The organism is Kitasatospora sp. MBT66, assembly GCF_000710405.2.
GTDB classification, from domain to species: domain Bacteria; phylum Actinomycetota; class Actinomycetes; order Streptomycetales; family Streptomycetaceae; genus Kitasatospora; species Kitasatospora purpeofusca.
In genome coordinates this window covers 44,163-56,921 of the sequence record NZ_JAIY01000003.1, presented here as the reverse complement: position 1 = coordinate 56,921, position 12,759 = coordinate 44,163, and the positions used below count along the sequence as shown (strand labels likewise).

Here is a 12,759-nt window from a genome sequence, read left to right as displayed (position 1 = left end):
GCCAGTCCGGCCGCGCTCAGGGCCGCCGCGCGCAGCCGCTCGGCGTCCGCCAGCGCCGCCCGCGCGTGCGGCAGCACCGCCCGCCCCATCGGCGTCGGCCGCACCGCCCGCGGCAGCCGCTCCAGCAGCGGCCCGCCGACGGCCTTCTCCAGCGCCCGCACCTGGTGCGAGAGCGCCGGCTGGGTGACGTGCAGCAGCTCGGCGGCACGGGTGAAGGACCCGGTGTCGACGACGGTCACCAGGTACTCGAACTGTCGGAGCGTGGTCATGCAGCCAGTTTATGGATCTCTTCGAAAACAAGCCTTGGACGCATCACCCCTGGTCGGAACAGCCTTGTCCCATGAACGACAGCACTCTCCCCCTCGCCTCCCGCCGCGTCGTCGTGATCGGCGCCGGCTCCCGCACCGGCCGGGCCCTCGCCCACGCCGCCTCCGCCGCCGGAGCCGAACTCGTCCTCGCCGGCCCCGACCCGCGCAAGCTGGAGTGGACGGCCGGCGAACTGCCCGGCCCCGCCCGCACCGTCCCCGTCGACCTCGCCGACGAGGCGTCCGTCGCCGCCCTCGCGGCCGCCACCGGCCGCTTCGACCACCTGGTCTCCACCGCCGCCATGCCCGCCAACGGCCCGCTCGCCGAACTCGAACTCGCCGACATCCACCGGGCGTTCGCCGCCAAGGTCTACGGCCCGCTGCTGCTCGCCAAGCACCTCGCCCCGCAGGCCGCCACCGACACCCCCGACGGCGCCTCCTTCACCTTCTTCTCCGGCGTCGCCGCCTGGCGCCCGGCCCCCGCCCGCACCGTGATGGCCACCACCAACGGCGCACTCGCCTTCCTCGTCCAGGCCCTCGCGGTCGAGATCGCCCCGGTCCGGGTCAACGCCGTCTCCCCCGGCATCGTCGACACCGGCGCCTGGGACGGCCTGGGCCCCGACAAGGCCGCCTTCCTGCGCTCCGTCGCCGACCGCAACCCGGCCCGCCGCACCGGCACCGTCGACGACCTCGTCCGCGCCGTCAGCTTCGCCATGACCAGCCCCTTCGTCACCGGCACCGTCCTGCACGTCGACGGCGGCGGCCGCCTGGCCTGAGACCCCAGGCCCCGTCGGCCGGACGCCCGGCCGGCGGGGGCCGCCCCTCAGTCCGGGTCCAGGAACGGCGACCGGAACGCGTCGACATGCAGGCCGGACCGCCGGGTCTCCTCCACGGCCCGCTCCGGCTCCCGGGTGAGCCCGAGGTACAGGTAGTAGTCGTAGCTGGGATGCAGGAAGAAGCCGTCGCCGGACAGCAAGCACCAGACGTAGTCCTCCCGGAGGAAGAACCGCAGCAGTTCGACCGCCTCGTCCAGCGGCAGCCGGTCGCCCTCGGCGACACGCTGCCACCACGAGCTCTCCGGGTACACCTCCAGGGCGTCGACGCACAGCTCCGTCACACCCTGGGCCGCCGCGAACCGGCGGACGGCCGCGAGGTAGCGTTCCTCCGTCTCCAGGTACACGGCCTCGGTCAGCACGACCCCGCCGAAGGACCGTCCGATGTCGCACATGGCCGTCCAGGCGGGCGCCGACCCGTCACGCTCCTCCGGGGAGTACTTCACCACGCGGTACTGATGCATCTGCCACTCTCCGGCTCCGGGGACGAACCCCCGATTCTCCCCGGCCGCCGTCCCCGGAGGCCGTCCGGGCGGTGATCGGCTAGCGTGGCGCGTGCCGTCCGCACCGCTGGGCGGCCGTGCTCAACGCCGGACGACCGGGCTCGACGCCGGGCGGCCGGGCTCGCCGACGGCAGTCGCCGGGAGGTCCTCAATGCGCCAGCGGCACAGCTTCCACCTCGACCGGGGCGGGCACTCCGTCACGGTGAACGTGCGGTCCGGGTGGATCACCGAGACCGAGGTGCTGGTGGACGGCAAGGAGGTGGCCTTCCACCGCGTCCACGGGCACGGGGTGTACCCCCTGGTGCTCGCCGCGCAGCTGGCCGAGCAACCGCCGCAGCCGCTGGCCGTCCGGCTGGAGCGGACGGGCGCGCCGGAGCGGCCGCTCAGCTGCACGCTGGAGCTCGGTGCGGACGTGCAGCCGATGGCGGAGCGGACCGGGCACTAGAACGCGGTCAGATCGAGGCCTTCGCCGTGATCCCCTCGACGGCCGCGCGGGCGCGCTCGGCGTCCTCCGGGACGAGGCCGATCCGGGTGCGCCGGTGCAGCACGTCCTCGACGTCCAGCGCGCCTTCGTGGGTGAGCGCGTACGCGATCTCGGCGCGGCTGACGTCGATCCCGTCGGCGACCGGCGCCCCGTACCCGGCACCGAGGAGTTCCTCGCCGACCGCGAGTACCTCGGTGGCCGCGCCGCCGTGCCGGGCGAGCAGCGAGGCTGCCACCTCTCCCTCCGGCACCGGGCGGCTGTCGCGGTGGCCGGGCGCGCCGACCAGCGGCAGCCGGGCGGTCCAGCAGGCGCGGGCGGACAGCTCGCGCAGCCGGACGGCGGTGTCCACGGCGTCCTCGGCCATCCGGCGGTAGGTGGTGAGCTTGCCGCCGACCACGGTGATCACGCCGTTCGGCGACTCCAGGACGGCGTGCTGCCGGGAGATGTCGGCGGTGGCGCCGTCGCCGGTGTCGATCAGCGGACGCAGCCCCGCGTAGGCGCCGCGCACATCGGCCCTGGTCAGTGCCGTTTCCAGGGCGCCGTTCACGGTGTCGAGGAGGAAGTCGACCTCGGCCTCGGAGGGCTGCGGCTCGTCCGGAATCGGACCGGGCGCGTCCTCGTCGGTGAGGCCGATCGCCACCCGGCCGAGCTGCTGCGGCAGCGCGAAGACGAAGCGGCTGGTGGAGCCGGGCACCGGGACGGTCAGCGCGGCGAGCGGCCGGCCGAGCGCGGCCGCGTCCACCACCAGGTGGGTGCCGCGGCTGGGCCGCAGCCGGATGGACGGGTCCACCTCGCCCGCCCAGACGCCGGTGGCGTTGACGACGGCGCGGGCGTTCAGGGAGAACGACGCCCCGGTGAGGGTGTCGACGAGCCGGGCGCCCGTCCCGGCGACCTCCTCGGCGCGCACCCGGGTGAGCACGGTCGCCCCGTACTGCGCCGCGGTGCGGGCCAGTGCCACCACCAGGCGGGCGTCGTCGATCAGTTGGCCGTCGTGGGCGACCAGCGCGCCGGACAGGCCCGCGCCGCGGAGGCCCGGCACCAGGGCCCGGGCGCGGTCGGCGCCCACCCGGCGGACCCGGGGCAGCAGACCGCCCGGCGTACCGGCGCTCAGCCGCAGCGCGTCGCCCGCGTGGAAGCCGACCCGGACCAGCGCGGCCTGGCCGGGGCGGAACAACCCGTCCAGCAGCGGCACCAGTTGGGGCAGCGGCCGGACCAGATGCGGGGCGGTGCGGGTCATCAGCACACCGCGCTCGACGGCGCTCTCCCGGGCCACCCCGATCCGCCCGGAGGCGAGGTAGCGCAGACCGCCGTGGACGAGCTTGGAACTCCAACGGCTGGTCCCGAAGGCGAGGTCGCGGGACTCCACCAGCGCCACGCACAGCCCGCGCGCGGCCGCGTCCAGGGCGACGCCCGCGCCGGTGACACCGCCGCCGATCACCAGCAGGTCGACCGACGGGCGGTCGGCGAGCGCGGAGAGCTCCAACTCGCGGCGGCGGGCGGTGAGTCGGGCGGTCCCGGCGAAGGGCCCGGCGGTGGTGGTCATCTGCGCCTCCGAGGCGGTCGGTCTGCGGGCGGTGCGCGGGCGGGCGGGCGTAACGCGGGGACGTGGGGACGCGGGGACCTGGGGACGCGGAACTAAGGCGCGAGGTACCCGTCGAGGGCCCGGGCGAGCTCCCGCCGCCAGGCCTCCTCGGGCAGCACCGGGGCCACCATGCGGTGCGACTGCACGGTGGACTGGGCGATCAGCAGCACCATCGCGGCCAGTTCGAGCGGCTCCCCGGCCCGGATCGAGCCGTGCCGCTGCCCCTGCTCGATCCCCGACCGCAGCGCCTCCAGCAGTCCGCGCTGGCTGGCGCCCAGGCGGTCGACCACGTACTCGAAGAGCGTGTCGGAGTCGCCGGAGCGCAGCAGCGCGCCCAGCACCGGGTGGTCGCGCAGCCGGACGGCCACCTCGACCACGCCGTCGACGAACGCGCCCCGGTCGGTGCCGGTGAGCCGGACGGCGTCCCGGGTGGCCGCGATCTCCCGGGTGAGCAGCGCGCCGATCACGGCGCGGACGTCCGGCCAGCGCCGGTAGACGGTCGGCCGGCTCACTCCGGCGCGGCGCGCGATCTCGGCCAACTGGGCGCGGCCGACGCCGAGTTGGACGATCAGCTCGGCGGCGGCGTCGAGGATCGCGTCATCGGTGCCGCGCTCGGCGGCACGCTCCGTACCGCGCTCGGCGACAGGCCCGGCGGCAGGCCCGGCGGCGCGCTCGGCGGTCGGCTCGTGAAGCTCGTTACTACTTGACATGATGTGTAAAACTGTAACGCATGACCCCCGAGAAGCAAGCGGCACCGGCGACCCTCACCGGTACGGCCACCCTGCCGCTCCCCCCGATGAAGTGGGACGCCTGGGGCGACCCGGCCCTCGCCAAGGAGCTGTCCGCCGACATCAAGGGCCTGCTCGCCGCCGCCCTCGGCGTCACCGGCGACGCCGCGCCCGGGCCCGACGCCTCGGAGGTCGTCCTGCGGCCGTCCGCCCTCACCCCCGACGACCTCGCGGCGCTCGCCACCGTCGTCGGCGAGGCCCACCTCAGCACCGCCGACGCCGACCGCCTCCCCCGGGCCGGCGGCAAGTCCACCCCCGACCTGCTGCGCCGCCGCTCGCGCGACCCGCAGGACGCGCCCGACGCCGTCGTGCTGCCCGGCGGCGAGGACGAGATCACCGCGCTGCTCGCGATCTGCACCGAGCGCCGGATCGCCGTCGTGCCGTTCGGCGGCGGCACCAGCGTCGTCGGCGGACTGGACCCGGAGCGCGGGTCGTTCGCCGCCGTCGTCTCGCTCGACCTGCGCCGGCTCGACCAGCTCCTCGACCTCGACGAGACCTCCGGCGAGGCCCTCCTCGGCGCCGGTCTCACCGGCCCGGCCGCCGAGGCCCTGCTCGCCGAGCGCGGCTTCGAACTCGGCCACTATCCGCAGAGCTTCCGTTTCGCCACCATCGGCGGCTTCGCGGCCACCCGCTCCTCCGGCCAGAACTCGGCCGGCCACGGACGGTTCGACGACATGGTGCGCGGCCTGCGGGTGGTCACCCCGACCGGCGTGCTCGACCTCGGCCGCGCCCCCGCCTCCGCCGCCGGCCCCGACCTGCGCGAGCTGTTCCTCGGCTCCGAGGGCGCCCTCGGCGTGATCACCGCCGTCCGGGTCCGCGTCCACCCCGTGCCCGCCGTCAAGGCGTACGAGGCCTGGTCGTTCCCCGACTTCACCACCGGCGCCGCCGCGCTGCGCGCCGTCGAGCAGCAGGGCACCGGCCCGACCGTCATCCGGCTCTCCGACGAGGCCGAGACGATGATCAACCTGGCCATGACCGAGAAGATCGGCGGCGAGGCCGCCGTCACCGGCTGCCTCGCGGTCACCGTCTTCGAGGGCACCGCCGAGCAGGTCGCCGCCCGCCACCAGCTCACCCGCGCCGCCCTGCTCGCCGCCGGCGGCACCTCGCTCGGCGAGGCCCCCGCCCGGGCCTGGGAGCACGGCCGGTTCAACGCCCCGTACCTGCGCGACTCGCTGCTCGACGCGGGCGCGCTGTGCGAGACCCTGGAGACCGCCGCCGGCTGGCGCGACCTGCACGCCCTGCGGTTCGCCGTCACCACCGCGCTGACCGAGGCCCTGCCAGGCTCGCTCGTGCTGTGCCACATCTCGCACGTCTACCCGACCGGCGCCTCGCTCTACTTCACCGTGGTCGCCGCCCTCGGCGAGGAGCCGCTGCAGCAGTGGGGCGCCGCCAAGCGGGCCGCCTGCGACGCCATCGTCCGGTCCGGCGGCACCATCACCCACCACCACGCCGTCGGCACCGACCACCGCCCCTGGATGGCCGACGAGATCGGCGACCTCGGCGTGCGCATCCTGCGCGCCGTCAAGGCCGAGATCGACCCCGCCGGCATCCTCAACCCGGGCAAGCTGATCCCGTGAGCGACCGGAGAACCATCGCCCGCGTCGTTCTCCTCACCAACCCAGCGGCCGCGGCCGGCCACGCCGAACCGGCGGCCCACCGCGCCACCGCCCGCCTGCGCGCCCACGGCATCACCGTGGACCCGCGGGCGGGCGGCTCCGCCGCCGAGTCGCTCGCGCTCGCCCGGGAGGCGGTCGCCTCGCCGACCTGCGACGCCCTGGTCGTCGTCGGCGGCGACGGCATGATCAACCTCGCCCTCCAGGCCGTGGCCGGCACCGCCACCCCGCTCGGCGTGATACCCGCCGGCACCGGCAACGACCACGCCCGCGCCCACGGCCTGCCCCGGGACACCCCCGAGGCCGCCGCCGACACCGTCGCCGCCGGCCGCACCCGCACCGTCGACCTCGGCCGGGTCACCGCCGCCGACGGCACCACCCGCTGGTTCGGCTCCGTCCTCGCCAGCGGCTTCGACTCCCTGGTCAGCGACCGCACCAACCGGCTGCGCTGGCCGCACGGCCGGATGCGCTACAACCTCGCGATCGCCGTGGAGTTCGCCAACCTCCGCCCGCTGCCGTTCCGGATCACCCTCGCCGACGGGACGCAGATCGAGCGCGACCTCACCCTCGCCGCCGTCGGCAACACCAGCAGCTACGGCGGCGGGATGCTCATCTGCCCCGACGCCGACCCCGCCGACGGCCTGCTCGACGTCACCCTCGTCGACGCCATGCCCCGGCGGCGGATCGCCCGCTTCTTCCCCACCCTGCTCAAGGGCACCCACACCGCCCGGCCCGAGGTCACCACCCACCGCACCACCTCGCTGCGCCTCGACTCCCCCGGCATCACCGCCTACGCGGACGGCGAGTTCATGGCACCGCTGCCGGTCGAGGTCACCGTCGTGCCGGGGGCGCTGCGGCTGCTCGTCCCGGACCACGGTCCCGAGCAATGATCGGGACCTCCCGCAACTGTCGGGCGGATCAGTAGACTGACCGCTCTCGACTCCGTCCAGAACCAGCCTTGTGGGGGGCACCTGTGGACGTGCACATTTCCGTGACCGGCGGGGAGACCGTCGCGGAGGCCGAATCGCTGACCGACTGGCTCCGGGGCGAACCGGGCCTGCCCCGGGTCACCCTGACCGGGCGTGCGCCCGCGCCCGGGGAGATGGGCTCGGTGCTGGACGCCGTCACCGTCGCCCTCGGCGCCGGCGGCGCACTCTCGGTGCTCGCCTCCTCCCTGCGCGTCTGGTTCGCACAGCCCCGGCGCAGCGACGTCCGGCTGAAGATCCGTCGGGCCGACGGCGGGACGCTGGAACTCGACGCCAAGCGGGTGCGCGCCGGGGACCTGGAGGACCTCCTGCGCACCGCGCTGGAGAGCCAGGAGCCGGAGGGCCGGGCCCCGTCCGGTCCCGAGCAGGGCTGAGGTGCGCCTCCCGGACCCCCTGCGGTCCCGGATCGTGCTGGTCGGCGCGAGCACGTACACGGACCCGGACCTGCCGGACCTCCCGGCGGTCCGGCGCACCGTGGCCGACCTGGCGACCCTGTTCACCGACCCGGACCACGGGGTCGTCCCGGAGGAGCACTGCACCGTCCTCCTCGACGACGCCGACCTCGGCCGGGTCGGCCGCCAGCTGCGCGAGGCCGCTCGGGCCGCCGAGGACCTGCTCCTGGTCTACTTCACCGGCCACGGACTGGTCGGCGGCCGCCGGCACGACCTCTATCTCGCGCTGCCCGACAGCGAGTACGGGGACCCGGACTTCACCTCGATCGAGTACGACAAACTGCGCGGCACCGTGCTCAACAGCCGCGCCACCACCAAGATCATCGTGCTGGACTGCTGCTTCTCCGGCCGCGCCGTGACCGGCACCATGGCCGGCGGCACCGGCACCATCAACCAACTGGAAGTCTCCGGCACCTACGTGCTGACCTCCGCCCAGCGCGACCAGGTCTCCCTCTCCCCGCCCGGCGAGGACCACACCGCCTTCTCCGGACGGCTCATCCGACTGCTGCGCGAGGGCATAGCCGGCGGCCCGGAGTACCTCACCATCGACGACCTGTACCAGCGCCTCGTCAGCCTGATGGTCGCCGAGGGCCTGCCCGTCCCCCTCAACAGCACCACCGAGAGCGCCAACCTGATCGCCCTCGGCCACAACCGGATCTACGCCGACAACGTCGCCCCCGCACTGCGCGAGCGGCAGGTGGCCGCCGAACAGAGCAGGCCCTGGAGGGCGACTGGGCCGGCGCCGCCGCCTCCCTCCAAGGAGTACTGGAGGAGCAGACCCGCCTCCTCGGCGCCGAACACGAGGACACCCTGCGCTGTCGCCGCGCCCACGCCCACTGCGTCGGCGGCGCCGGCGACCCGGCCGAAGCCGCCCGCCTGCTGCGGCCCCTCCCCGCCGCCCACGCCCGCCTGCTCGGCAAGGACCACCCGGAAACCCTGCACACCCGCCAGTTCCTCGCCGTCAACCTCGGCGAGGCCGGCCACCGGACGGAGGCCATCGCCGTCCTACGGGTCCTCCTCGCCGACCGCAGCCGCCTCCTCGGCAGCGAACACGAGGACACCATGCGGACCCGGCACATGCTGGCCCGGAACCTCGCGCTGACGGGCGCCGAGGAGGAGGCGACGGCACTGCTGCGGCAACTCGTCGCGGAGCGGGACCGGGTGCTGGGCACGCAGCACCCGCACACGGTACGGGCGCGGAAGGAGCTGGCGGTGCTGGAGCGGGGGCAACGGAGTGTTTGAGGGTTACACCGACCGCGCACGGCGAGTCGTCGAAGGGGCCGAGGACGAGGCGCGACGACTCGGCCACTCCGAAGTGGGGACCGCGCACCTGCTGTTGAGCCTTGTCCATCTTGGCGAAGGGGTTGCCGTCACAGCACTGCGCAGCCTCGGGGTGTCGCCCGACCTCCTCCGCCGGGAGATCGACCGCCGGCTCAGTCCCGGTGACTCCAACGCTCCTGGCAAGCGTCCGCCGAGCCGGATGGTCCAGACAGTGCTGAAGCTGGCGAGCAACGAAGCTGCGGACCTCGGCCATGACTACATCGGCACCGAACACATCCTGCTGGGGCTCCTCCGCGAAGAAAGCGGTGTCGCCGCAAAAGTACTCTCGTCCGCCAGGATCGACGCCGGCCGGGTCCGTCAGCCGATCCTCGAAATCCTGGCTTCGCTCGAGCTCCAGGAACCTCCCACGACGCTCGTCCTGCTCAGCCGGAACGTCAGTGCCGAGGCGCTCCTCCGACCGGCGGAAGGCATCGTCGGCCGACAACCGGACATCGACCGCGTCCTCCAGGTGCTCAGCCGGCGGGCCCGCAACGTCGCGCTGCTGGTGGGCGATCCCGGGGTGGGGAAAACCAGCATCGCGGCCGGGCTGGCACAGGCCGTCGTCCGCCAGGAGGTCCCCTCGCGGTTCCTCGGCCGGAGCGTCCTCCGCCTCGACATCACCGCGCTGTTCACCGACCCCCGGCACCACGGGCGCTTCACCGAGGTGATGGCCGAACTGGTGGGGGACATCCTCCGGTCCTCGAACCTCGTCCTCTTCCTCGACAACGCCCTCTCCGTCGTCCGCACCCGGGAGGGGCAGGCCGAGGCGCTGGCCTTCTTCCGGCCCGTGTTCGACGTGCCCGGCGTCTCGATCGTCGCGGCCACCGGCTCCGTCGACCACCGGCGGTGGGAGCGGGACTCGGGCCTCGACCGGCGGATCCAGCCGGTACCGGTGGCCGAACCGGCGCCGGAGGACGTGCTGCAGATCCTGCGCAGCGCCCGGCAGCGGCTGATCGACCACCACGAGGTCGAGATCACCGACGAGGCCCTCGCCGCGGCCGCCCGACTCGCCCACGGCTACCTGCCCGGGCACGCCCTTCCGGGTGCCGCGATCGACCTGCTGGACGAGGCGAGCGCACAGGTCCGCTCCGGACCGGTGCCCTCCGGCACGACGCCGAGCGTCACCGAGGAGGTGGTGACCCGGACGGCCGGCGCGGCCGCCGCCCTCCCGGTGGCCCCCCGCCCACCGGTGCTCTCCCCTCCCGTCCCGCACGACCCGACCGTGTGGTCCATGAGCTGAGCCGCCGCTACCCCAACTCCAGCGCCTCCCAGGCGAAGCCCTCCCCCCACCCCGGCTCACGGCGGGCCCAGGCGGCCATGGCGTCGATCACCGGCTCGGGACCGTCGAGCTTCACCTGGAAGTGCCGGTCGGCGCCGCCGTCCCGGTACTCGAACGAGTACGCGCCCCCGCTCTCGTGCCACACCTGCACATAGACGTCGGGCTCGTCGGGTATCCGCTCGACCACCAGAAAGCGGTCCCGCCTCCCCCCGATCCGCCGCACCAGCCCGGCCAACCCCTCGGCATCCGGCCGCGGGTGGTCCCGGTCGTCTTCCGTCCGCACCGTGATCTCCAGCATGAACCGGATCCTCGCACGGACCACTGACAACGCCTCCGGCAGCGGGCACTCCCCAAGGGCGGCCGTGGAGGTGCTGCGGCCACGAATCGAGCCGCCGCACGCAGGAAGTCGGATCCGCCGACTTCCTGCGCGGCAGATCCATGGATCCCCGCACGCGGCCCCGACCCATCGGGCCCTCAATGGCACCCACGGCCAAGGAGCGGCACCATAACCGGCGCCGACCGGAGAGTCAGCATCCACGGTGCCACCACGGCAACCCCGGGTCTTCCGTCGGCTCGTGATGCGTCCGCCCGAGAGGCACCGCGTCCAGGCGCTCGACCTGTACTCGGAGTTCACCGGCGGCCCGTGGCGGAAGCATGAACAGAGCATCCTGCAGCTTGTCCCGGGCCCAACCCCGCCGCAGCAGGGACAGGTGAACTCCACCTCCGACTGCCTCCGCCGGCGCCCCGTGCCGTTGACGCGCACGGACCACACGCTCAGCGCCACCGCCACGATGCCCGGGGACCATCGCTCCCGTTCAAGCACACGGACAGCGGCATCCGCCGCTCCCGACAGACCTGGGACATCGCGACACCGCCCCCAGGGGCTACCCCAACCGCGTTCCCGCGGCCGGATCGAAGCCGGTCTTCTACGAGGCACGGCCCCTTCGGATGCAGATCATGGACCAATTGCCGACCTTCAACCGACCCCCGCCGCAACGCAAGCTCCCCAGCCCTCACACCAACAAAGAACTAGCGACCACACGATGCGACAAGCCGTCCAACAAAGCACTACTAGGTCGTCCCGCAGCAGAACGGCCCTTGATTCATGCCCATGACCTGGTTTTCACGGAGTTCCGCTCAGAGCCACAAGAAACGCCCCACCCACCGCGGGCACCGGTCGCGACTGGGCAGGACGACGGATCGCGCCCTCCCCGTACAGGAAGTCGGACCCACCGACTTCCTGTACGGCAGGTCCATGGATCCCCGCACGTGGAACGCCCCCCTGCCGCACGGAGCCTGCGGCAGGGGGGCGTTCGGTCGGTGAGGAATCGGGTCAGCCCTTCGGGGCTGGCGGGGTGGGCAGGGTGCCGGCGAGGAGGGGCCATTCGCGGTGGAAGGGCGGGAGGGGGAGGCGGCCCTCGATCAGCGGGGTGCCGAAGATCTTGAGGTGGGCGAGGAGTGCGCCGTTGAGGTCGATACCGCCGACGAGGGCCCAGTTGCCCTGAATGCGGGGCGTGCCGCCGGGGACGTCCACGGCGAGGGAGCCGTCGGCCTTGGCCTGGAGGTAGGGGGCGACGGTGGCCTCGACGCCGACCGCGTCGTAGAGGCCGACGCTGACCTCGGTGCCGAGGGCGGCGCGGACGGCGGCCTTGCCGTCGAGGCGGACGTGGACCGGGGAGACCTTGGTGTCGGGGGCGTCGGCGGCGGAGGTCCAGCCGCGGCCGCCGCCGGTCCAGTCGGCGCGGACCGCCCAGGTGCCGGTGGCCTCCTGCTCGGCCTCGACGTGGACCTGGCCGTCGGCGCCGACCTCCAGGTAGCAGGTGAGGGCGAGGTTGACGACGACCGGCAGCCCGGCGACGTTCAGCACCGGGCTGGCCTGGAGCTTGGCGAAGGGGACCCGGACCGGCGCGGCGGTGGCGCGGGCGAAGTCGCCGGTGACCTTCCAGTGGGCGCGGGCGCCGAGGTCGAAGCCGATGGAGGCGGTGCGCGGGGTGCCGACACCGGCGCCGTGGTAGGCGAAGCGGACGGACGGGTGGAGGGAGAGTTCGCCGGTGGCCTCGGCGGTGGCGCCGCCCGGCAGCGGGATCGGGGCCTTGGCGTCGACCTCCAGGGTGCCGGACGCCTCGGCCTTGGTGGTGCCGTTCTCCCGGCCGACGGTGGCCGTGACGTCCTTGACCAGCGGGGTGACCTTGATCGCCTTGGGGTCGACCGGGACCGTGCCGTCGGCCTCGGCGGCGCCGAGCAGTTCGGGCAGGGTGGCCGGGCGGGTGGCCAGGCTGATGGTGTTGCCGGCGCCGGGGTGGACGGCGGTGACGGCGAGGAGCGCGCCCTGCGGGGCGGCGTCGGTGGGCGGGCTGGCGAGCAGGCGCCCGGGCTGGACCGCCTGGGTGAGGGCCGGGACGGCGGAGGGCGAGGACGTGGTGGGGGTGGGAGTGGGGGCGGAGGACGCTGCGGGCGCTGCGGGCGCGGACAGGACGGCGGTGCCGGCGGCTGGGTCGTAGGCGGTGAGCCGGAGGTCGGTGGCCGCCGGGGTGGCGGCGGCACCGTCGGCGGACGGGGTGCCGACGGCCACGGTCTGCGCACCGGGCTGCGCGGCCGCGACCGGCAGCGGCAG

General features: G+C 74.4%; 13 protein-coding genes and 3 pseudogenes. 10 read left to right on the top strand and 6 right to left on the bottom strand.

The genetic code is table 11. The features are described from left to right. A partial coding sequence (locus BI06_RS02260; protein WP_043464617.1) for a LysR family transcriptional regulator occupies positions 1–269 on the bottom strand: 269 nt, incomplete at its 3' end. Positions 270–340: 71 nt separating this feature from the next. On the opposite strand from BI06_RS02260, the gene BI06_RS02255 reads away from it, so the two are divergent. Beyond that, the gene (locus BI06_RS02255; protein WP_043464614.1) at positions 341–1,081 is read left to right on the top strand and encodes an SDR family oxidoreductase; all 741 of its coding nucleotides are present in this window, start codon (positions 341–343) and stop codon (positions 1,079–1,081) included. Between the two features lie 47 nt (positions 1,082–1,128). Here the strand turns inward: BI06_RS02255 and BI06_RS02250 are convergent, their stop codons facing one another. Further along, positions 1,129–1,602 (bottom strand): hypothetical protein, encoded by a 474-nt coding sequence (locus BI06_RS02250; RefSeq protein WP_043464611.1) that lies wholly within the window; start codon positions 1,600–1,602, stop codon positions 1,129–1,131. Between the two features lie 190 nt (positions 1,603–1,792). Here BI06_RS02250 and BI06_RS02245 point away from each other — a divergent pair, with 190 nt between their 5' ends. Next, complete coding sequence (locus BI06_RS02245; RefSeq protein WP_030391712.1) at positions 1,793–2,086, top strand: hypothetical protein; 294 nt, start codon at positions 1,793–1,795, stop codon at positions 2,084–2,086. 7 nt (positions 2,087–2,093) lie between these two features. Here the strand turns inward: BI06_RS02245 and BI06_RS02240 are convergent, their stop codons facing one another. Further along, positions 2,094–3,668 carry a glycerol-3-phosphate dehydrogenase/oxidase gene (locus tag BI06_RS02240; protein ID WP_043464608.1) on the bottom strand — a complete coding sequence of 525 codons (1,575 nt, stop codon included), beginning with the start codon at positions 3,666–3,668 and terminating at the stop codon, positions 2,094–2,096. A gap of 92 nt (positions 3,669–3,760) precedes the next feature. After that, positions 3,761–4,417, bottom strand: a complete 657-nt coding sequence (locus tag BI06_RS02235; RefSeq protein ID WP_082558213.1) for a TetR/AcrR family transcriptional regulator — start codon at positions 4,415–4,417, stop codon at positions 3,761–3,763. Between the two features lie 86 nt (positions 4,418–4,503). Here BI06_RS02235 and BI06_RS02230 point away from each other — a divergent pair, with 86 nt between their 5' ends. The 8 genes and pseudogenes from BI06_RS02230 to BI06_RS02205 all read left to right on the top strand — a co-directional run bounded on the left by BI06_RS02230 (position 4,504) and on the right by BI06_RS02205 (position 10,106). Further along, on the top strand, positions 4,504–6,072 hold the full coding sequence (locus BI06_RS02230) for an FAD-binding oxidoreductase (protein ID WP_043465741.1): 1,569 nt from the start codon (positions 4,504–4,506) through the stop codon (positions 6,070–6,072). After that, positions 6,069–6,998, top strand: a complete 930-nt coding sequence (locus BI06_RS02225) for a diacylglycerol kinase (RefSeq protein ID WP_043464604.1) — start codon at positions 6,069–6,071, stop codon at positions 6,996–6,998. The genes BI06_RS02230 and BI06_RS02225 overlap by 4 nt, the downstream gene beginning before the upstream one ends. An 89-nt stretch (positions 6,999–7,087) precedes the next feature. Then, positions 7,088–7,468 carry a hypothetical protein gene (locus BI06_RS02220; protein WP_149030238.1) on the top strand — a complete coding sequence of 127 codons (381 nt, stop codon included), beginning with the start codon at positions 7,088–7,090 and terminating at the stop codon, positions 7,466–7,468. Position 7,469: 1 nt separating this feature from the next. Further along, positions 7,470–8,093: pseudogene (locus tag BI06_RS55375) on the top strand (caspase domain-containing protein); the annotation flags it as partial. A gap of 173 nt (positions 8,094–8,266) precedes the next feature. Next, positions 8,267–8,545: pseudogene (locus BI06_RS55370) on the top strand (serine/threonine protein kinase); the annotation flags it as partial. A 78-nt stretch (positions 8,546–8,623) separates the two neighbouring features. Then, positions 8,624–8,788: a hypothetical protein gene (locus BI06_RS02210; RefSeq protein WP_158516368.1), complete on the top strand. Its 165-nt coding sequence runs from the start codon at positions 8,624–8,626 to the stop codon at positions 8,786–8,788. Then, positions 8,781–8,969: pseudogene (locus BI06_RS55365) on the top strand (Clp protease N-terminal domain-containing protein); the annotation flags it as partial. The gene BI06_RS02210 and the pseudogene BI06_RS55365, both read left to right, overlap by 8 nt. Before the next feature lie 57 nt (positions 8,970–9,026). Beyond that, positions 9,027–10,106, top strand: coding sequence for a Clp protease N-terminal domain-containing protein (locus BI06_RS02205; RefSeq protein WP_233289983.1), 1,080 nt, complete (start codon positions 9,027–9,029; stop codon positions 10,104–10,106). Positions 10,107–10,113: 7 nt separating this feature from the next. Here BI06_RS02205 and BI06_RS02200 read toward each other — a convergent pair whose 3' ends face one another. Next, a complete protein-coding gene (locus BI06_RS02200; RefSeq protein ID WP_043465733.1) occupies positions 10,114–10,443 on the bottom strand; it encodes a hypothetical protein in 330 nt (109 codons plus the stop codon). A 1,035-nt stretch (positions 10,444–11,478) separates the two neighbouring features. Beyond that, on the bottom strand, positions 11,479–12,759 hold a 1,281-nt coding region (locus BI06_RS02195; protein WP_051740132.1), incomplete at its 5' end, for a hypothetical protein.